Origin of the sequence: Lebetimonas sp. JS085, assembly GCF_000523295.1 — a bacterium.
Lineage (GTDB): Bacteria > Campylobacterota > Campylobacteria > Campylobacterales > Nautiliaceae > Lebetimonas.
Genome location: NZ_ATHR01000005.1, coordinates 1 through 20,360, shown reverse-complemented (window position 1 = coordinate 20,360; position 20,360 = coordinate 1). Strand labels below are relative to the sequence as shown.

Here is a 20,360-nt window from a genome sequence, read left to right as displayed (position 1 = left end):
GGAATTTTGAACGGTCTCTATCAGGACGGTAAGAATAACCCTGATTTTGCAAATCTTCTATAAATTCCCTCTCAAGTGCCGCTTCGCTTTGATAATTTTCGTTTACCGCCCATGTTTTTTCGTATCTATCAAGCACGATGAAGTTGTTTGTATTTGCTATTGGTTTTGTGTATGTTTGCATTTTTTATCCTTTATGTGCGAATAAATTTGCATCTCCTTGGAGAAGCGATTTTAACCGCTTATATATTTATTTCCGGAGGAGCGATTTTAACCGCTTATATATAGGAGGTTAAAACCTCCTCTCCTTTTATTATATTTTACTCATAAACCCCATAAAATCTCTCTTTCCAATCTTTAAGTCCTGCTTTAAAACCATTAAACTTTATATAGTTATAAACAATATTAAAATGCTCCTCATTCCTTATAACTTTGTCATAATAATTTTTTTCCCAAAATTTACCGCTTTTATTTAACATTTTATTTATTCTATAAGCACTTTCACCCTTAATTTTTTTTATAATAATGTCTAAATCTTTTATCTGTTTAAAAAGTAAATGTATATGATTTGGCATAATGGTAAAAGCAATTAATTCATAAAATATTTTATCTAAATTTATCAAAAAATCTTTCAAAAATTCAAATATTTCATCATTTAAATATGCACCTTTTAAAGAATTGTCTAAATATTTATCGATTAGATATTCCTGTTTTTTATTTTCAATATTTTGAGTTCTAATTTTTCTAATATAACTATCTAAACTATCTTGTGTCCTAAAAGTTACAAATTGATAATATCCTTTTAAATTAATGTGTGGTAAAGTTTTTTTTATTTGCATTATTTTTCCCTTTTTTACTTCGTTTATTATTTTGTGAGACTAAAGTCTCACCTCCGATTTAATTTAGTATATTCGGAGAAACGATTTTAACCGCTTATATATAGGAGGTTAAAACCTCCTCTCCAGGAAAAGCGAATTTATTCGCTTATATTTAATTTCTTTTACATTTTAAAATCCAAAAGTAAATTTCTGTAATACTCATACTGTTTTTTTCTAAGCTCAATTTCTTTTGGTAAACCCTCGCTTATAGAGTTTGCAAGTGTGTCAAATTTATCGAGGATTTTAACTATCTCTTTTTGTATTTCAAGTGGAGGGATTGGGATTTTTATATTTGAAATTTCACTTGTTTTTAATGCCGGGATACCTGCTCCATGTTGTTTATTCATTAATTTATGTTGATTTAGTTTTAAAAAATGAAAAATAAATCTATTTTCTACTATATCTTTTTTAGGTAAAATTACATAACAATGAGCATTAGCCCAAAATTTAGTAGTGACAAAATTTACAAATCCGGCAGAAGCACCACCTTGACTTATAATGATTGTATTTTCAGAATAATTATATTTGTCTGTAAAACCTGAATAAGTTATTCCTCCATTATAAGCAGGATACTTTCCCGTTTTAGCAAGTTGACTTTTATTTATTTGTTTCCCTTTTTCTATTTTTATCACTTCTCCCAACTTTTTCCACTCAACTTCATCACCAAAAGTTAAAAGTTTATCACGATAATATTCATATTGTTTTTTTCGCGCATGAAGCTCTGCTGTAAGCTCTGCTGTAAGCTCTGTAAAAGTGTCGAGGATTTTAACTATCTCTTTTTGTATTTCAAGTGGAGGAATTGGGATTGGAATTTTAGCCATTTGATTACTCATAAGTTTTGGATTACCCATACCTGAATATACATGTTTTTTTGCTTCAATTGTTAACCAATAATATAAAAACTTATATATTAGATTTATTTGATTATTTATTATTATTAATCCGCTAACGTTTGTAATAGAAAATTTTCCTTTTCTATAAAATACTGTTCCAGCATTTGCTCCATCTGTTGTCCAATTAACAAATTCACCATCAAAATCATAAGTGTTTATTTTTCCAATTTCACCATTATTTACAGTTTGAGAACTATATACCGGATATATTCCTTTATTATCTCTCAAATATCTTTTTGAAATGACTTTTCCTCTTTTTAATTCAGCTATTTCTCCTAACTTTCTCCACTCAACCTTAACATTTTTTAATTTTTCAATAAATTTTTCCATTATATTTCTCCGTCTATTTCGGTAATGATTTTATCAATTTCCACTCGTAATCTGTCTATTTTTGCCACTGTTGTTTTTATCTCTTTATTTAACTTTTTGATGTCTATTTTTTCCCTGGTATCTTCTGGTTCTACATAAGAGCCGACTGATAGATTATAGTCATTTTCTTTTATCTCTTCCAATGATGCATTATGTGAAAAGTGTTTTATTTCTTCTTTGCTTTTGAAAACTTTCAAAATCTTATCTATATGCTCATCTTCTAAAATATTATTGTTTGTTGCTTTTTTGAAAAGTTTGCTTGCATCGATAAACTGGGTTTTGGTGTCTGGCTTATGTTTGGAAAGCACGAGAATATTTACCGCAATTGAAGTTCCGTAAAACAGATTTGGTGCAAGTGATATTATAGTTTCTATATAGTTGTTGTCTATTAGATATTGACGAATTTTTTTCTCAGCACCGCCTCTGTAAAAAATCCCAGGAAATGTAACGATAGCGGCTCTTCCTTTGGCTGAAAGGTAGCTTAAAGAATGCAAAATAAAAGCAAAATCAGCTTTTGATTTTGGAGGCAAAACACCAGCAGGTGTGAATCTGTCGTCATTTATAAGTGTCGGGTCATCACTTCCTATCCATTTAATAGAATAAGGAGGGTTTGAAACTATTGCATCAAAAGGCTTTTGGTCGTTGTGTTTGGGGTCTGTTAGAGTGTCCCCGAGTTTAATATCAAATTTATCGTAATTGATATTATGTAAAAACATATTCATTCTTGCAAGATTGTAAGTGGTATGATTTATCTCCTGACCGAAAATCCATCTTCTATAATATGCTCGTCAAACTGTTTTTTTGCCTGAAGAAGCAGTGATCCGGAACCACAGGCAGGGTCGTAAATTTTATTTACTTTTTTTTGTTTGTGTATGGCAAGTTTTGCTATTAGTTTGGATACTTGCTGAGGTGTGAAAAACTCACCTCCGCTTTTTCCGGCGTTTGCCGCATATTTGGAAATCAAAAATTCATAAGCATCTCCGAAAAGGTCTATATGGCTGTTTTTAAAATCTCTAAAATCAAGTTCATTTACCCCTTTTAACACAGCACAAAGTCTTTTGTTTTTTTCAGCAACGGTGTTTCCGAGCCTGTTGCTTGTGGTGTCAAAATCGGCAAAAAGCCCTTTTATATCGTCTTCGCTTGGATATCCGCTGGCGGAATTTTCTATATTGCTGAAAATTTTTGCCAAATCCGTATTTAGGTTTTCATTATTGTCGCAGTTTGCCACAATATTGCAAAAAAGCTCGTTTGGATAGATGAAATAACCTTTTTCCTTTATTGCGTTGTCTTTAATTTCCGGTGTAATCATATCATCATTAAATTTTGAATAATCTATATCTTCCCCGCCTTCCATATAAGAAGCGAAATGTTCGCTTATAAAACGATAAAAAAGGCTTCCCAAAACATACTGCTTAAAATCCCATCCGTCAACCGAACCCCTCACATCGTTGGCTATTTGCCAGATTTTTCTGTGTAATTCCTCTCTTTGCGCAATACTTGGCATATATATTCCTTTGAATAAGATTTACATATTATAATAAAATTTAGACGTTTTTATTCAATATGTAAATGATTGTTATTTAAAATTAAATTTTTTAAAAATTAACTTTTTTTCTCTTGACAATAAAATGTTTTTTACTTATAATTTCAATCCACAAACGATGCCGGCGTAGCTCAGTTGGCTAGAGCAGCTGATTTGTAATCAGCAGGTCGGGGGTTCGAGTCCCTTCGCCGGCTCCATTCAGCGTTTGACCAGTTAGAATAAAAGGTGGGGTTCCCGAGTGGCCAAAGGGGACGGGCTGTAAACCCGTTGGCGTTCGCCTTCGAAGGTTCGAATCCTTCCCCCACCACCATTGAGTCATGAGTTTTCAAAAATGTGCAGGCATTTTTGGAATATATGCGGGTGTAGCTCAGTTGGCTAGAGCGTCAGCCTTCCAAGCTGAGGGTCGCGGGTTCGAGTCCCGTCGCCCGCTCCAGTCATGACAAACTGGGAGCTGAGCAAACTACGAGTATGGTTGTCTGCTCATAAACTCCCGAAATACTATTGTTTTGTAAAACAAAACATTGCTAGCAGTGTTTTTGCCCATATAGCTCAGTGGCAGAGCACTTCCTTGGTAAGGAAGAGGTCGCCGGTTCAATCCCGGCTATGGGCTCCAGCAAGGCCTTGTTGGAGTTCATAAATGAGCTAAATAAAATTTTAAACATGGAGGAAGAAATGGCAAAAGAAAAATACGTAAGAAATAAACCACACGTAAATATTGGTACAATCGGTCATGTTGACCATGGTAAGACTACTTTAACAGCAGCTATTTCAGGTGTTTTGGCACAAAAAGGATTTGCTGAACTTAAAGATTACGATCAAATCGATAACGCACCTGAAGAAAGACAAAGAGGTATTACTATTAATACATCTCATGTTGAATATGAAACAGATAAAAGACACTATGCACATGTTGACTGTCCAGGACACGCAGACTACGTTAAAAACATGATTACTGGTGCCGCTCAAATGGACGGAGCTATCTTAGTTGTTGCAGCAACTGACGGTCCTATGCCACAAACAAGAGAACATATATTGCTTTCAAGACAAGTTGGTGTTCCGGCAATTGTTGTATTCTTGAACAAAATGGATATGGTTGATGATGAAGAACTTCTTGAACTTGTTGAAATGGAAGTTAGAGAACTTTTAAGCGAATATGAATTTGACGGAGACAACGCACCTGTTATCGCTGGTTCAGCTCTTAAAGCTCTTGAAGAAGTAAAAGCCGGACAGCTTGGTGAATGGTCAGAAAAAATTATGGAACTTATGGATGCAGTTGACGAATATATTCCAACACCAGAAAGAGATACTGATAAAGATTTCTTAATGCCGATTGAAGACGTATTCTCAATTTCAGGAAGAGGTACTGTTGTAACAGGTAGAGTGGAAAGAGGTGTTGTAAAACTTGGTGATGATGTTGATATTGTTGGATTTAAACCAACAAGAACGACAAAAGTTACTGGTATTGAAATGTTTAGAAAAGAACTTGATGAAGGTGAAGCCGGTGATAATGTAGGGGTACTTCTAAGAGGTATCGGAAAAGATGAAGTTGAAAGAGGTATGGTTCTTGCAAAACCTGGAAGTATTACTCCTCATCATAAATTTGAATCAGAAGTTTATGTATTAACTAAAGAAGAAGGTGGTAGACATAAACCATTCTTTAACGGATATAGACCACAATTTTACATCAGAACAACTGACGTAACAGGAAGCATTCAATTACCAGAAGGCGTTGAAATGTGTATGCCTGGGGATAACGTAAAATTAACAGTAGAATTAATTGCTCCAATCGCACTTGAAGAAGGTACAAGATTTGCTATCAGAGAAGGTGGTAGAACTGTAGGTGCCGGAGTTGTTACAAAAATTATTGAATAAGGGTTTTCCCCTTATTTTTAAAGGATAATGATGAGAGAAATTATTCATCTAAAATGCAGTGAGTGTGGTAGATTTAATTATCATACTACAAAAGAAAAAAGAAAACATCCTGAAAAATTTGAAATGAGAAAATATTGCAAATGGTGCAATAAGCATACTGTTCATAAAGAATCAAAACTTTAATTGGGCACTCCCCGCAAAAATATAAATTTTTGTGGGGTTTAATATTAAGTTCACCCTCTTTCCAGGCTGTTAGATATAGCGGCCTGGTGAGCGGGTGTAGCTCAGTTGGCTAGAGCGTCAGCCTTCCAAGCTGAGGGTCGCGGGTTCGAGTCCCGTCGCCCGCTCCACAGGGCAGTAGCTCCAATGGTAGAGCGGCGGTCTCCAAAACCGCTTGTTGGGGGTTCGAGTCCCTCCTGCCCTGCCATTACCAATTTTTGGAAGAGGTATAAAATAGTGAGTAGTGAACAGTAAAAATGGGGAATAAAAAATGAAAAATGAAAAATTTAATATTAGAAGCTTAAGCAATTATATAAAAGAAGCAAAAATTGAATTGGATAAAGTAATTTTCCCAAGTGCAAATGAAGTTAAACAGTCTTTTATTTCAGTGGTTGCTGTAGTGACGGTCGTTACAGCATTTTTAGGTCTAATTGATCTGATAATGAGCGGAATATTAAAAGCTGTATTATAAGGAATATTATGGATTGGTATGCATTACAGGTCTATTCTGGAAGTGAATTGGCAGTTAAAAAAGCAATTGAAAATTTAAAAAACGAAGAACATTTAGAAAATATTTCTCAGGTAGTTGTTCCTACAGAAGAAGTATTGGAAGTTAAAAATTCTCAAAAAAAAGTTTATGAAAGAAGCATATATCCTGGTTATGTGTTTTTGGAAGCCAATTTAGATACAGCGCTTTGGCATAAAATACAATCTCTTCCAAAAGTTGGTAGATTCATTGGTGAATCTAAAAAACCAACTCCTCTTAAAAAAGAAGATGTTGAGCTTATTTTAGAGAAAGCTAAACAAAAAAGCGCACCAAAACCAAAAGTTTCTTTTGAAGAAGGTGAAATAGTTAGAATAAACGAAGGTCCGTTTGCGAATTTCACAGGGGAAGTAGAAGATTTTGATTATGAAAAAGGAATGTTAAAACTTAACGTTACAATTTTTGGAAGAAGCACTCCTGTTGAAATTCATTACACAAAAGTTGAAAAAATCGTATAAAAGGACACAAGATGGCAAAAAAAGTAATTGATGTATTAAAACTTCAAATCCCGGCAGGTAAAGCAAATCCGTCACCTCCAGTAGGTCCGGCTTTGGGTCAGAGAGGTATTAATATTATGGAATTCTGTAAAGCTTTTAATGAAAAAACAAAAGATATGATGGGATATAATATTCCTGTTGTAATTACTGTTTATGCAGACAGAAGCTTTACTTTTATTACAAAACAACCACCTGTAACAGACTTTTTAAAAAAAGCTGCAGGTATAGCGAAGGGTAGTTCAAATCCGCTTAAAGACAAAGTCGGAAAACTTACCAAGGCGCAATTAAAAGAAATTGCCGAGAAAAAATTACCTGATTTAAACACAGACGATGTAGAAGAGGCAATGAAAATTATTGCCGGCAGTGCAAGAAGTATGGGAATAGAAATAGAAAATTAATACCACTGTGAGTGGAAGTAAGAAATTTACGAGGAGTGAATATGGCAAAAAAACATGGTAAAAGATATTTGGAGCTTCTGAAAAAAATAGATAAAGATGTATATTCTTTAAAAGAAGCTGCCCAAAAAATAAAAGAACTTAAATCTGCAAAATTCGATGAAACAGTCGAACTTGCATTAAAACTTGGCGTAGACCCAAGACATGCAGATCAAATGATAAGAGGAAGTGTAGTGTTGCCTCACGGTACAGGAAAAACTGTAAAAGTAGCAGTAGTTGCAAATCCTGCTAAAATAGATGAAGCAAAAGAGGCGGGTGCTGATTATGTGGGTGACGAAGTATTCGATATGATTGAAAACGGAAATTTAGATTTCGATATTTTAATTGCAACACCTGATATGATGGGAAAACTTGGTAAATACGGAAGAATTTTGGGACCAAAAGGCCTTATGCCAAATCCAAAAACTGGAACAGTTACAATGGATATAGCCCAGGCGGTAAAAAATGCAAAAGCCGGTCAGGTTAATTTCAGAGTTGATAAAAAAGGTAATATGCACGTTGGTATTGGAAAAGTCAGCTTCTCTCCAGAAGCACTTTACGAAAATGCAAAAACATTTATTGAAAAAATCAATAAAATGAAACCGGCAAGCGCAAAAGGAAGATACCTTCAAAATGCCGCATTCTCACTTACAATGAGTCCGAGTTTAAAACTGGATGTAAATGAATTAGCGGAATATAAATAGGCATTGGCCTAAGTCTAAATGACTTAGAAAGCAGGTGGGTAACCTTAATTCCCTGCCGAGTCTAAGTGAAAGGAGCTTTATGAAAAAAGAATTAAAAAAACAAATCGTTGAGGAACTCAGCAACGAATTTAAAAATGATGTAAGTGTTTTTTATGCTGACTATAAAGGTCAGAGTGTACAAAACCTTGAAGAACTAAGAATTGCACTAAGAGCTGCTGAAGGAAAAGCCAAAGTTGTAAAAAACACGTTGGCAAAATTAGCTTTTGCAAATAACGGTGTTGAAGTTGATTTCGAAGAAAATAATATTTTTATCTGGGGTGAAGACCAGATTACATTAGCAAAAATATTAACTAAACATGCTAAAAATTATAAAGACACTTTTAAAATTAAAGGTGCGGTAATTGAAGGTGAAGTAAAAGATGCGGCATATGTTGAAGAAGTAAGCAAACTTCCAACAAAAGACGAATTGCTTGGTATGGTTGCATTTATGATGAAAGCTCCTATTGCAAAATTTGCATGGGGACTAAATAAATTAATAGAAAAAAAATCTGAAGAAAATTAAAAGGAGAGATAATGGCTTGTACAGTTGAACAAATTTTAGAAACTATAGAAAATTTAACAGTTAAAGAATTAAACGAATTAGTAAAAGCATTTGAAGAAAAATTTGATGTAAGCGCACAACCTACAGTAGTTGCAGGAGCAGGTGCAGCAGGAGGAGAAGCAGCTGAAGAAAAAACTGAATTTGATGTAATATTAAAAGCACCGGGTGCTAAAAAAATCAATGTAATTAAAGTTGTAAGACAAATTACTGGTGCCGGATTAAAAGAAGCAAAAGCTATGGTCGATGAAACTCCATCAACTATCAAAGAAGGTGTTTCTAAAGACGAAGCTGAAGAAATTAAAAAACAATTAGAAGAAGCGGGAGCAGAAGTAGAAGTAAAATAATCCTTGCTTTTTTTCTTTTTTTTTGATACACTTACAGTTTGTTAACCTCTACATAAATTCTGCGCAGGAGAGCCAATGTTAAACCAATTAAAATCAGCCAACAGGTTAAGATTAGATTTTTCAAAAATACCTCAAATAGTTGATATTCCGAATTTATTACATTTACAGCAAAATTCTTTTAGAGACTTTATTAATTTAAAAGAACCTGAAAAAAGCGGTATTCACAATGTGTTTAAATCGATGTTTCCAATCAGTGACACACAAAACAGAATCACGCTTGAATATGTGGGTATTGAATTTAAAAAACCCAAATATACGGTTAGAGAATGTATGGAAAAAGGTCTTACTTATTCTATTCCGATAAGAATAAAAGTCAGACTTATTGTTCATGAAAAAGATGAAAAAACAGGTGATAAAATAGGTATAAAAGACATTAAAGAACAAACTCTGTTTATCAGGGACATACCTTTAATGACAGAAAGAACGAGTTTTATTATTAATGGAGTAGAAAGAGTTATTGTCAATCAGCTTCACAGAAGTCCGGGTGTTATCTTTAAACAAGAAGAGGCACAAAATTCAAACAAACTTCTTTATTCAGCCCAAATAATTCCGGACAGGGGAAGCTGGGTTTATTTTGAATATGATGTAAAAGATGTTTTATATGTAAGAGTAAATAAAAGAAGAAAAGTACCTGTTACAATACTTCTAAGAGCCATGGATTATTCAAAAGAAGATATTTTAAGAATGTTTTATCTTGTAATAGACATTAAAATAAAAGATAATAAATTTTTAATGCCTTCCAATCAGTTGGAGAGCGGAAAATATGATTATGATTTAAAAGACGAAGACGGTAATGTTTTATTAAATGCAGGTAAAAGACTAACTGAGCGAAAACTTAAAAAATTAATTGAAGAGCACAAATATGTTGAATATCCTCTCGAAGAGTTAATGGACAGACATTTAGCCGAGCCGATTTACGACCCGTTAACCGGTGAAGTGCTTTTTGACACATTAACTATTATTAACGATGTTAAACTTAAAAAAATTATTGAATCACAAATAACCGAATTTAAAATAGTAAATGATTTGGCAAGCGGTGTTGATGACGGAATTTTAAGAGCATTTCATCAGGATATTGAAACACTCAAAATTCTTAAACAGACAGAAGGTATTGAAAACGAAAATGATTTGGCAAGAATAAGAATTTATAAAGTTATGAGACCGGGAGAGCCTGCTACGCCTCAGACTGCAAAAGAACTTTTTGATAAACTTTTCTTTGACCCGGAAAGATACGATTTAAGCAAAGTCGGCCGTATGAAAATGAACCACAAATTGGGTCTTAATATTCCTGATGACATCACAGTGCTTACATACCAGGATATTATTAAAACCATCCAATATTTAATAGGGGTAAAAAACGGTATAGGACAAATTGACGACAGAGACCATTTGGGTAACAGAAGAATCAGAAGTATAGGCGAACTACTCGCTAAAAGGCTTCAAGAAGGCCTTGTCAAAATGCAAAAAACAATTAAAGACAAAATGACAACCGTTACCAATGTAAATGAAGTTATGCCAATGGATTTGGTAAATACAAAACTTATTACCACCACTATTTTGGATTTTTTTGCAACAGGTCAGCTTTCCCAGTTTATGGATCAGACAAACCCTTTAAGTGAAGTTGCCCATAAAAGAAGACTCTCAGCCCTTGGTGAAGGCGGTGTAACTCGTGAGAGAGCCGGATTTGAAATCCGTGACGTTCATCCGAGCCATTACGGGAGAATTTGTCCTATTGAAACGCCTGAAGGACAAAATATCGGTCTTGTTAACACACTTTCTATTTATGCAAAAGTAAATGAATACGGATTTATTGAAGCACCGTACAGAGTGGTAAAAAACGGGCGTGTCAGCGATGAGATTGTTTATTTAACGGCCACTCAGGAAGAAGAAAAAGTAATAGCTCCCGCAAGTGTAAAAATAGATGAAAAAACAGGAGAAATAATTGAAGATTTGGTTGAAGCCAGAAAAGACGGTGAAATAATTTTGGTGGATAAAAAAGAAGTGGATCTTTATGACCTTAATCCTAAAATGATTATCGGGGTAGGGGCAAGCTTGATACCGTTTTTGGAACACGACGACGCCAACAGGGCGTTAATGGGTTCAAACATGCAGCGTCAGGGTGTACCGCTTCTAAGGAGTGAAGCTCCGATTGTGGGAACAGGAATAGAAAAATATGTGGCGCGTGATGCCTGGCAGATAATAAAAGCAAAAAGAGGCGGAAAAGTAATAAAAGTTGATGCTACCAATATTTATATTTTAGGTGAAGATAAAAACGGAGCATACATAGACCATTACGGGCTTGAAAAATATTTAAGAACTAACCAAAATACTTGTTTTGACCAAAGGCCTATTGTAAAAGAAGGCGATATAGTAAATGCCGGGGATGTTATAGCAGACGGTCCGAATATGGATAACGGTGAAATAGCACTTGGTAAAAATGTAATGGTGGCATTTATGCCTTGGAACGGTTACAATTATGAAGATGCCGTTGTTTTAAATGAAAAATTGATTAAAGATGATGCATACACTTCCGTTCATATTTATGAAGAAGTTTGTGAAGTAAGAGAACTTAAACACGGACTTGAAGAGCTGACAACCGATATTCCAGGGGTTAAACCGGAATATTTGACCCATTTGGATGAGAGCGGAATTGTTAAAGTGGGAACTTATGTAAAACCAGGAATGATTTTGGTTGGTAAAATATCCCCGAAAGGCGATGTAAAACCGACTCCTGAAGAAAGACTTCTTAAATCAATTTTCGGGGACAAATCAGGTCATGTGGTAAATTCTTCTCTTTATGCGCCTGCAAGTATGGAAGGTGTGGTAATAGATGTAAAAGTATATACCAAAAAAGGCTACGAGCTTGATGAAAGGGCTAGAAAGGCCCATGAAGAAGAAAAAGCAAAAATAGAAGAGATTTATAAAAACAAACTCTCAATTATCGATAAAGAAGAAGTATTGGCTTTGGCCAATCTTTTAAGCGGGAAAAAACTGGTAAAAGATGTTGAATTGAATTCCAAGAAATATAAAGCCGGAAATAAAATTCCAAAAGAAGATTTAATAAACATTAATAAATTTTTATTACTAAGTCTTGTTGAAAATTATGATGAAAATACTTCTAAAGAATTTGAAAAAATTACCAATAAATATTTAAAAGAAAAAGACAACATCAGACAGGACTATGATGAAAAAATCGAAATTTTAGAACGTGACGATATTTTACCAAACGGCGTTGCCAAAATGGTAAAAGTTTATATCGCCAACAAAAGAAAAATTAAAGTCGGTGATAAAATGGCAGGACGTCATGGTAACAAAGGTATTGTGAGTATAATAGTTCCTCAGGAAGATATGCCTTATATGGAAGACGGAAGGGCTGTGGACGTGGTTTTAAACCCTCTCGGGGTTCCTTCACGTATGAACATAGGTCAAATTTTGGAAGTGCATTTGGGACTTGCCGGTAAAAAACTCGGTGAGCAGCTTCAACAGTTGTTGGATGAAAAAAGAGCCGATATGGCTCAAAAGTTAAGAGAAAAAATGATAAAAATAGTTGAAGTTGCCCATTTTGGCGAACATTATAAAAATTTCCTTAATACCTTAACAGATGAAGAACTTCTTAAATATGCAAAAGACTGGGCTAAAGGCGTTAAGTTTTCAACTCCTGTATTTGAAGGTGTAAACGAAGAAGAGTTTAAAAAACTGTTTGAAATGGCTGGAATTCCAAATGACGGAAAAATGCAGTTATTTGACGGAAGAACCGGTGATCCTATAAAAGAAAGGGTTAATGTCGGATATATGTATATGATGAAGTTGCATCATTTGGTAGATGATAAAGTCCACGCAAGAAGCATAGGTCCGTACAGCTTAATCACACAGCAGCCTGTAGGAGGTAAAGCCCTGTTTGGCGGGCAAAGATTTGGGGAAATGGAAGTTTGGGCGCTTGAAGCGTATGGAGCAGCCTATAACCTTAAAGAAATGCTGACTACTAAATCCGATGATGTTGAAGGAAGAAATAAAGCATACAGAGCTTTGACAAAAGGTGAAAATGTGCCTATTGAAGGGCTTAGTGAAACATTTTTTGTTTTGAGCAAAGAGCTTCGTGCACTCGGGCTTGATTTAGAGTTTTATAAAAAGGAAGAAGACAATGAGCAAATATAAATATATAAAACTTGACTGGGACGAAGAAAACAGACCAAAAGATATTGATGCCGTTCAGGTAAAAATAGCTTCTCCTGAAGAGATTCTTTCATGGTCTTTCGGTGAAGTTAAAAAACCGGAAACCATTAATTACAGAACCTTAAAACCTGAAAGAGACGGTCTGTTTTGTGCAAAAATTTTCGGTCCTATCAATGATTATGAATGTCTTTGTGGAAAATATAAAAAAATGCGCTATAAAGGTATTGTCTGTGAAAAATGCGGTGTAAAAGTAACTTCATCTAAAGTAAGACGTGAAAGGTTCGGTCATATTGAGCTTGTAACTCCTGTAGCGCATATTTGGTATGTAAGCAACCTTCCAAGCAGAATCGGAACTCTGCTTGATATTAAAATGAAAGACCTTGAAAGGGTTCTTTATTATGAAGCCTATGTGGTATATGAACCGGGCGACGCTCCTGTAAAAAAAGGTGATGTATTGGTTGAGGACGAATACAGAAAACTTGTCGAAATTTACGGGGATACAGGTTTTCACGCTGAAATGGGAGCCGAAATAATAAGAAGAATGCTTGAAGAACTTGATTTACCTGATATGTATTATTCACTAAAAGAAGAATTAAAAACTACAAGAAGCGAAGCAAGAAAAAAAGAGATTGTTAAAAAACTTAAAATTGTGGAAGGATTTTTAAATTCTGACAACAGACCGGAATGGATGATTATGACTGTTATTCCTGTTCTTCCGCCGGATCTTAGACCGCTTGTTGCACTTGACGGCGGGAAATTTGCCGTTGCCGATGTAAATGATTTATACAGAAGGGTGATTCACAGAAACCAGAGATTAAAAAGACTGCTTGAACTTGACGCACCGGAAATTATTATCAGAAACGAAAAAAGAATGCTCCAAGAAGCGGTTGATGCTTTGTTTGATAACGGAAGAAGAGGAAATACAATAAAAGGTGCAAATAAAAGGCCTCTTAAATCACTCAGTGATATTATTAAAGGGAAAACAGGAAGATTCAGACAAAATCTTCTTGGAAAAAGGGTTGATTATTCAGGAAGAAGCGTTATTGTTGTAGGTCCTCATCTTAGAATGGACCAATGCGGACTTCCTAAAAAAATGGCGCTTGAGCTTTTTAAACCGCATATTATAGGAAAACTTGAAGAAAAGGGTTATGCCACAACAATTAAACAGGCAAAAAGACATATAGAAGAAAAAACACCGGAAGTGTGGGAATGTCTGCAAGAAGTAGTTGATCAATATCCAGTACTTCTTAACAGGGCGCCTACACTTCACAAACTTTCAATCCAGGCGTTTCACCCGGTATTAATTGACGGAAACGCAATTCAGCTGCATCCGTTGGTTTGTGCCGCATTCAACGCAGACTTTGACGGCGACCAAATGGCTGTGCACGTGCCTTTGAGTCAGGAAGCGATAGCGGAAGCTAAAATTTTAATGCTAAGCAGTATGAATATTTTGCTGCCTGCTTCCGGTAAAGCTATAGCAGTCCCATCTCAGGATATGGTCCTTGGAATTTATTATCTGTCTTTAATAAAAAACAAAGTAAAAGGAGAGCATAAATTATTTGCCAATCCTGAAGAAGTTCTTATGGCACTTGATGAAGGGGCAGTGGATTTGCATGCAAAAGTAAGAGTAAAAGCGGACACTATCGTGGAAACAACCCCGGGCAGAATGATATTGCATTCAATTGCCCCGGATTTTGTGCCGGTTGAAATGTATAACAAAATAATGAAGAAAAAAGATATTGCAAACTTAGTTGATTATGTTTACAAAAAAGGCGGACTTAAAGCAACAGCCGAATTTTTGGACAATCTTAAAAATCTTGGATTTAAATATGCGGCAAAAGTAGGGGTATCTATTTCCGCGGCCGATATTGTCGTTCCTAACGAAAAACAAGAAATTGTCCAGGCCGCACTTGTAAAAGTAAGAGAGGTTCAGGAACAGTATAGAAAAGGTTTGCTTACAGATCAGGAAAGATACAATAAAATTATCGATATCTGGACAAAAGCAAATAATGATATTGCCGACAAACTGATGGAAATTATGAAAAAAGACAAAGACGGATTTAATTCAATTTATATGATGGCCGACTCAGGAGCAAGGGGTAGTGCAAGCCAAATTAAACAGTTAGCCGGTATGAGGGGTCTTATGGCTAAACCTAACGGAGAAATTATTGAAACACCTATTATTTCAAATTTTAAAGAAGGTCTAAATGTTCTTGAATTCTTCCTATCAACCCACGGTGCAAGGAAAGGTCTTGCGGATACAGCTCTTAAAACAGCAAGTGCAGGATATTTAACAAGAAAACTTGTTGATGTTTCACAAAACTTCAGGGTAACTATGGAAGACTGCGGAACGCACGAAGGAATTGAAGTAACAGATATTACAGACGGGGCAACATTGGTCGAAAGCTTGGAAGAGAGAATTTATGGAAGAGTTTTAGCAGATGATGTGTATGACCCAATTACTAATGAAGTTTTATTTACAGAAGGTACATTAATTACCGAAGAAGAGGCAAAAGAAATTGTAAGAAAAGGTGTAAAATCCGTCAAAATAAGAAGTGCGCTTACCTGTAAATCAAGTAAAGGTATCTGTTCAAAATGTTACGGTATGAATCTGGCTGAGAGAAAATTAGTTAAAGTGGGTGAGGCTGTGGGAATTCTTGCGGCACAATCAATTGGTGAGCCTGGAACACAGCTAACGCTTAGAACATTTCATACAGGCGGTATTGCAGGCTCAACCCAGGAAGAGAGAGAAATTGTCGCCAAAAAATACGGATATATCAGATATTATAATATAGCAAACTATGATAGAAACGGTAAAAAAATTGTTGCAAACAGAAGAAATGCCGCTGTATTACTTGTTGAACCAAAACTTAAAGCCCCATGTGACGGAATAGTAAATATTGAAACCCAGCATGAAGAAGTGATTGTTGAAGTTAAGTGTGACGACGGAAGTGTCAAAAGATATTCACTCAGAAAAAATGATATAGTTAAAGGAACAGAACTTGCAGGAATTGCAGGTAAAACAGAAGGCAAGTTATACATTCCTCATAAAAATCAAAAAATTGAAAAAGACGAGGCGATAGTTGAAGTTATAAAAGAAGCCTGGTATATTCCTCAAAGGATTCCTTACGGGGCAGAGCTTAAAGTTGATGATAATGAACCTGTGCCAATGCAGGTAATTGCCGAAAATGAGGGAATAATAAAATATTATAAATTATCAGGGGATCATTTAGAAAGAGTATATGATCTTAAAGCCGGGGAAGAAATCGGATTTGATAACGCATATAAAGGTCTTTTTGCCGTAATTGTAGATAAGCATGACAGAGAAGCCGGAAGATATTATATTGTTAGGGGAAGTAAAATTCTTAAGAGTGATAATGAACATATTAAAGCCGGAGAAATCATAGCCAAACCTATCAGCGGCGAAAATAAAATTATTGCGGAATGGGATCCTTTTGCCAATCCGATATTGGCTGAAGCCGACGGTGTGGTTAAATTTGAAGATGTAATTGACGGATTTACTGTAACTACTCAGATTGATGAGTTAACAGGTGAGAGCAGAATTATAGTAAAAGAATATCTGCCAAAAGGTTATCAGCCAAGAATTTTACTTGCGGGCAAAGACAGGGTATATGAATACGTGCTTGAGCCTAAAACGGTTATTCATGTTCAAGAAGGCGTTGAAGTAAAACAAGGTGATATTTTGGCAAAAACTCCAAAAGCAATAGCAAAATCAGCAGATATTACAGGTGGTCTTCCAAGGGTAAATGAACTATTTGAAGCAAGAAAACCAAAATCACCTGCAATTATCAGCGAAATAGACGGAACAGTGAAATTTGGAAAAACACTCAGAGGAAAACAGAGATTAATTGTTGAGGGTGAATCAAGCGTTAAAGAATATTTGGTGCCGGCTGAAAGACAGATTTTAGTGCATGAAGGAGACTTTGTGCATGCGGGAGAAAAACTTACAGACGGTATTGTGTCAAGTTATGATATTTTAAATATTTTGGGAGAAAAAGCGCTTCAGCAATATATTGTAAGCGAAGTTCAAAAAGTTTACAGACTCCAAGGTGTTAATATTAACGACAAACATATAGAACTTATTATAAATCAGATGTTAAGACAGGTAAAAATTGTTGACAGCGGGGACACTAAATTTATCGAGCGTGATTTGGTAAGCAGAAAAATGTTTAATGAAGAAAATGAAAGAATCAAAAAATTTGGCGGTGAACCTGCCATTGCAGAACCGGTGCTTGTTGGTATTACAAGAGCAGCCATCCAGTCAGACAGTTTCATTTCAGCCGCTTCATTCCAGGAAACTACAAGGGTTCTTACAGAAGCGAGTATTCAGGGTAAATTTGATTATCTTGAAGACTTTAAAGAAAATATTGTCCTGGGAAGAGTTGTGCCTGTCGGTACCGGAATGTTCTATCATAAAGAAAGAGATGTTAAAATAGAAGAGGATTAATCCCTCTTTTTTCTCCAATTTTACTTTTTATAAACTTCAAAAATCTTCATTTATCATATTTTTTTATTTTTTAGAATATAAATTGCATATATAAAATTAAACAATTTCAATAAAGGTTTATATTAATGAATTTTGCAACTGTGGAAGGAACTTTTTCATATATTAAAAAATTTCCTAAATATTCAAAAGATTTTTATAACTTTAACGGTGATTTTTTTATTTCTTCATTGGGGCTCGGAAGTTTTAGAAAAGAGCCTTACAGGGAGGAAAATTATCTAAAACAGGTTAATTTTTACGAATCCACTAAAACCGCATTAAAAAACGGAATAAATTTTATAGACACCGCCAGCGTATACAGATATCAGGAAAGTGAAAAAGAGATAGGAATGGCTTTAAATGATATGATGGAAAAAGGGGAGATTTTAAGAGAAAATTTTATTGTCTCTTCAAAAGCGGGATTTATACCGTTGGAGTTTCCTTTTCCGGAAAATCCTTATGAATGGATAGATGAAAAAATAATAAAAACAAATCTTGCTGCAAAAGAGGAAATAGTAACAGACCAGCACTGTATGAACCCGAAATTTTTGAAATGGAGTTTAAATAATTCATTAAAAAATTTAAATATTGAATGTATTGACATTTTCTTTTTGCACAATCCTGAAGCACAGCTGGGGTATGTTGAAAGAAAAACCGTAATTGAAAGAATTAAAAAAGCGTTTGAATTTTTTGAAGAAATGGTTGAAAAAAACAAAATAAAATATTACGGAATTGCCTCATGGAACGCATTTTTATATGAAGAGACCCATCCTGAGTATCTGAGTTTAAAAGAAATGGTGGATATTGCAAAAAGTATAACAGAAAAACATCATTTTAAATATATTCAAACCCCCTTTAATCTTGCAAAGCCTCATATGTTAAATTATGTGAATCAGGTTTTTGAAGACGGAAAATATTACACTTTATATCAGTGTGCAAAAGCGTACGGAATAAATATAATAAACTCATCACCTCTTTTGCAGATGAATCTTTTTAAAGGAAAATTTAATAAAGATGTAAAAGAACTTACAAACACTTTTGATTTCAGTGACATTATTACGGCGTTACAGTTTGCAAGGTCAAACGGCGCCTTAAGTACAGTATTTGGCTCTATTAATCCTGAACATGTAAAAGAGAATCTTTTATTGTCTTATATTCCATTGGCAAAAAAAGAAAATATCTATAAATTACTATTTGGAGGATAAATGTTATACGATGTTATTGTGGTAGGAAGCGGGATAGCGGGTTTGTCTGCGGCGCTTAATGCAAAAAAAGAAGGTTTGAAAGTTGCAGTGGTTACCAAAAGTTCGCTTTTAAGGTCCAACTCGGCAGTCGCTTCGGGCGGGATAAATGCGGCACTCTATTCCGATGAAGGGGATTCCCCCGAGTTACATGCTCAAGATACTATAAAAGCGGCTGAAAAACTTGCAAAAGAAAATACCGTTAAAAAAATGTGTGAAGAAGCGCCTAATATTATAAACGAACTTATCAGTCTGGGGGTAAAATTTAATAAAACAGATGATAATAAAATAGCGCAAAGGGCGTTTGGAGGGGGAAGTAAAAAAAGAACGTGTTATGTGGCCGACAGGACGGGTTCGGCTATTGTAATGGCACTGCTGCAGGCCTGCCGGAAAGAAGAAGTGGATTTTTTTACCAATCATTATTTACTTAATTTGATAACGCATAAAAATCAGATTTGCGGAATTTCTTTATTAAGAAAAGCCGATTCCAGGGTTACGGCGCTTGGATGTAAAGCTTTGGTACTGGCAGGAGGGGGATATGCCGGTATTTTTAAAGGTTTTACAACTAATTCTCAGGAAAGCTCCGGAGATTTAATAGCGGCCGCATTCAGAGCCGGTATAAAAATTTCGAATATGGAATTTGTTCAGTTTCATCCCACGGCACTAAAAGGCAGCGGTTCTTTAATATCGGAGGCGGCAAGGGGGGAAGGCGCCTATCTGGTTGATGAAAACAATGAACGTTTTACAAGTGAACTTGCCACAAGGGATATTCTGACAAGGGATATTTTAAAGCATATACAAAACGGCCACAAAGTTTATCTTGATTTCAGGCATCTGCCGGTTGAAATGATAGAAAATAGACTTCCATCAACATATAAGACAGCTTTGATGGGTGCCGGGGTTGATATAAAAAAAGAACTCTTGGAAATTTCACCAGCCGCCCATTACACCATCGGCGGAATATGGATAAGAGACGACGCTTCAACCACAATGGACGGGGTGTATGCATGCGGGGAGTGTGCAATGAGCGGTGTTCACGGGGCAAACAGACTTGGGGGAAATTCTTTGCTTGAATCGTCATATTTTGGAAGAATTGCCGGAAAAGAAGCTACGACGTATGCAAAAAAAGAAAAATTCAAACCTGTGGATTTTATTCAAATAGAAAAGGATGAACAGGAAATTGAACGTATATTAAAAGGGGAGAGTTTATACAATGTGAATTCGTTAAAAACAAATCTCGGAAAAAATCTTTTTATAAATGCGGGACCTTTTAGAAGCGAAAAATCACTTCTTAAGGCATATGATTATATTTCCTATTTAAGAGGTCTGAAACTTGGAATATGCTGTATTAATAAAAACAGGGAAAACAATGTGGAGCTGCCTTTGATACTTGAGTTTTTAAATTCTTTACTGATTGCGGAAGTAATGGTCCATTCCGCATTATACAGGGAAGAGAGCAGGGGCTGTCTCTTATACACATCTCTGAG

At 35.1% G+C, this 20,360-nt stretch carries 15 protein-coding genes, 6 tRNA genes and 1 pseudogene; 18 read left to right on the top strand and 4 right to left on the bottom strand.

Going from position 1 to position 20,360, the window contains the following annotated elements:
• The 4 genes and pseudogenes from DZ68_RS0109725 to DZ68_RS11385 all read right to left on the bottom strand — a co-directional run.
• Nucleotides 1-181, bottom strand: a 181-nt coding sequence (locus DZ68_RS0109725) for a hypothetical protein (protein ID WP_024788394.1), incomplete at its 3' end; no start/stop codon positions are given.
• A 136-nt stretch (nucleotides 182-317) separates the two neighbouring features.
• Nucleotides 318-836: a transposase gene (locus DZ68_RS10345; RefSeq protein WP_035907641.1), complete on the bottom strand. Its 519-nt coding sequence runs from the start codon at nucleotides 834-836 to the stop codon at nucleotides 318-320.
• Between the two features lie 161 nt (nucleotides 837-997).
• Nucleotides 998-2,098, bottom strand: a complete 1,101-nt coding sequence (locus DZ68_RS0109710; RefSeq protein ID WP_035907639.1) for a restriction endonuclease subunit S — start codon at nucleotides 2,096-2,098, stop codon at nucleotides 998-1,000.
• A pseudogene (locus tag DZ68_RS11385) lies at nucleotides 2,098-3,641 on the bottom strand (type I restriction-modification system subunit M). The gene DZ68_RS0109710 and the pseudogene DZ68_RS11385 overlap by 1 nt, the downstream one beginning before the upstream one ends.
• Nucleotides 3,642-3,800: 159 nt before the next feature.
• Between DZ68_RS11385 and DZ68_RS0109700 the strand changes: the two are divergent.
• The 18 genes from DZ68_RS0109700 to DZ68_RS0109615 all read left to right on the top strand — a co-directional run.
• A tRNA-Thr gene (locus DZ68_RS0109700) sits at nucleotides 3,801-3,877 on the top strand.
• Between the two features lie 27 nt (nucleotides 3,878-3,904).
• A tRNA-Tyr gene (locus DZ68_RS0109695) sits at nucleotides 3,905-3,990 on the top strand.
• 46 nt (nucleotides 3,991-4,036) lie between these two features.
• Nucleotides 4,037-4,113, top strand: a tRNA-Gly gene (locus tag DZ68_RS0109690).
• 105 nt (nucleotides 4,114-4,218) lie between these two features.
• A tRNA-Thr gene (locus tag DZ68_RS0109685) sits at nucleotides 4,219-4,293 on the top strand.
• 59 nt (nucleotides 4,294-4,352) lie between these two features.
• Nucleotides 4,353-5,552 carry an elongation factor Tu gene (gene tuf, locus DZ68_RS0109680; RefSeq protein ID WP_024788392.1) on the top strand — a complete coding sequence of 400 codons (1,200 nt, stop codon included), beginning with the start codon at nucleotides 4,353-4,355 and terminating at the stop codon, nucleotides 5,550-5,552.
• 30 nt (nucleotides 5,553-5,582) lie between these two features.
• On the top strand, nucleotides 5,583-5,735 hold the full coding sequence (gene rpmG / locus DZ68_RS0109675) for a 50S ribosomal protein L33 (protein ID WP_024788391.1): 153 nt from the start codon (nucleotides 5,583-5,585) through the stop codon (nucleotides 5,733-5,735).
• A 90-nt stretch (nucleotides 5,736-5,825) separates the two neighbouring features.
• Nucleotides 5,826-5,902 (top strand) — tRNA-Gly (locus DZ68_RS0109670).
• Nucleotide 5,903: 1 nt separating this feature from the next.
• A tRNA-Trp gene (locus DZ68_RS0109665) sits at nucleotides 5,904-5,979 on the top strand.
• 63 nt (nucleotides 5,980-6,042) lie between these two features.
• Complete coding sequence (secE, locus tag DZ68_RS0109660) at nucleotides 6,043-6,243, top strand: preprotein translocase subunit SecE (RefSeq protein WP_035907637.1); 201 nt, start codon at nucleotides 6,043-6,045, stop codon at nucleotides 6,241-6,243.
• 8 nt (nucleotides 6,244-6,251) lie between these two features.
• On the top strand, nucleotides 6,252-6,773 hold the full coding sequence (nusG, locus tag DZ68_RS0109655) for a transcription termination/antitermination protein NusG (protein ID WP_024788389.1): 522 nt from the start codon (nucleotides 6,252-6,254) through the stop codon (nucleotides 6,771-6,773).
• A gap of 11 nt (nucleotides 6,774-6,784) precedes the next feature.
• Complete coding sequence (gene rplK / locus DZ68_RS0109650; protein WP_024788388.1) at nucleotides 6,785-7,210, top strand: 50S ribosomal protein L11; 426 nt, start codon at nucleotides 6,785-6,787, stop codon at nucleotides 7,208-7,210.
• A 41-nt stretch (nucleotides 7,211-7,251) separates the two neighbouring features.
• On the top strand, nucleotides 7,252-7,950 hold the full coding sequence (gene rplA, locus DZ68_RS0109645) for a 50S ribosomal protein L1 (RefSeq protein WP_024788387.1): 699 nt from the start codon (nucleotides 7,252-7,254) through the stop codon (nucleotides 7,948-7,950).
• A gap of 79 nt (nucleotides 7,951-8,029) precedes the next feature.
• Complete coding sequence (gene rplJ / locus DZ68_RS0109640; RefSeq protein ID WP_024788386.1) at nucleotides 8,030-8,512, top strand: 50S ribosomal protein L10; 483 nt, start codon at nucleotides 8,030-8,032, stop codon at nucleotides 8,510-8,512.
• Between the two features lie 11 nt (nucleotides 8,513-8,523).
• Nucleotides 8,524-8,895, top strand: a complete 372-nt coding sequence (gene rplL / locus DZ68_RS0109635) for a 50S ribosomal protein L7/L12 (RefSeq protein ID WP_024788385.1) — start codon at nucleotides 8,524-8,526, stop codon at nucleotides 8,893-8,895.
• A gap of 75 nt (nucleotides 8,896-8,970) precedes the next feature.
• Nucleotides 8,971-13,110 (top strand): DNA-directed RNA polymerase subunit beta, encoded by a 4,140-nt coding sequence (gene rpoB / locus DZ68_RS0109630; protein ID WP_024788384.1) that lies wholly within the window; start codon nucleotides 8,971-8,973, stop codon nucleotides 13,108-13,110.
• The gene (rpoC, locus tag DZ68_RS0109625; RefSeq protein ID WP_024788383.1) at nucleotides 13,097-17,596 is read left to right on the top strand and encodes a DNA-directed RNA polymerase subunit beta'; all 4,500 of its coding nucleotides are present in this window, start codon (nucleotides 13,097-13,099) and stop codon (nucleotides 17,594-17,596) included. Before rpoB ends, rpoC begins: the two co-directional genes overlap by 14 nt.
• A 125-nt stretch (nucleotides 17,597-17,721) precedes the next feature.
• A complete protein-coding gene (locus DZ68_RS0109620; RefSeq protein ID WP_024788382.1) occupies nucleotides 17,722-18,837 on the top strand; it encodes an aldo/keto reductase in 1,116 nt (371 codons plus the stop codon).
• Nucleotides 18,838-20,360, top strand: a 1,523-nt coding sequence (locus DZ68_RS0109615) for an L-aspartate oxidase (RefSeq protein WP_024788381.1), incomplete at its 3' end; no start/stop codon positions are given.

Bases quoted from the DNA above. Each gene is read 5' to 3' on its own strand.
- rplK (WP_024788388.1), top strand. From the start codon at position 6,785: ATGGCAAAAAAAGTAATTGATGTATTAAAACTTCAAATCCCGGCAGGT.
- DZ68_RS0109620 (WP_024788382.1), top strand. From the start codon at position 17,722: ATGAATTTTGCAACTGTGGAAGGAACTTTTTCATATATTAAAAAATTT.
- rplL (WP_024788385.1), top strand. From the start codon at position 8,524: ATGGCTTGTACAGTTGAACAAATTTTAGAAACTATAGAAAATTTAACA.
- rplA (WP_024788387.1), top strand. From the start codon at position 7,252: ATGGCAAAAAAACATGGTAAAAGATATTTGGAGCTTCTGAAAAAAATA.
- rpoC (WP_024788383.1), top strand. From the start codon at position 13,097: ATGAGCAAATATAAATATATAAAACTTGACTGGGACGAAGAAAACAGA.
- DZ68_RS0109710 (WP_035907639.1), bottom strand. From the start codon at position 2,098: ATGGAAAAATTTATTGAAAAATTAAAAAATGTTAAGGTTGAGTGGAGA.
- rplJ (WP_024788386.1), top strand. From the start codon at position 8,030: ATGAAAAAAGAATTAAAAAAACAAATCGTTGAGGAACTCAGCAACGAA.
- nusG (WP_024788389.1), top strand. From the start codon at position 6,252: ATGGATTGGTATGCATTACAGGTCTATTCTGGAAGTGAATTGGCAGTT.
- rpmG (WP_024788391.1), top strand. From the start codon at position 5,583: ATGAGAGAAATTATTCATCTAAAATGCAGTGAGTGTGGTAGATTTAAT.
- rpoB (WP_024788384.1), top strand. From the start codon at position 8,971: ATGTTAAACCAATTAAAATCAGCCAACAGGTTAAGATTAGATTTTTCA.
- tuf (WP_024788392.1), top strand. From the start codon at position 4,353: ATGGCAAAAGAAAAATACGTAAGAAATAAACCACACGTAAATATTGGT.
- secE (WP_035907637.1), top strand. From the start codon at position 6,043: ATGAAAAATGAAAAATTTAATATTAGAAGCTTAAGCAATTATATAAAA.
- DZ68_RS10345 (WP_035907641.1), bottom strand. From the start codon at position 836: ATGCAAATAAAAAAAACTTTACCACACATTAATTTAAAAGGATATTAT.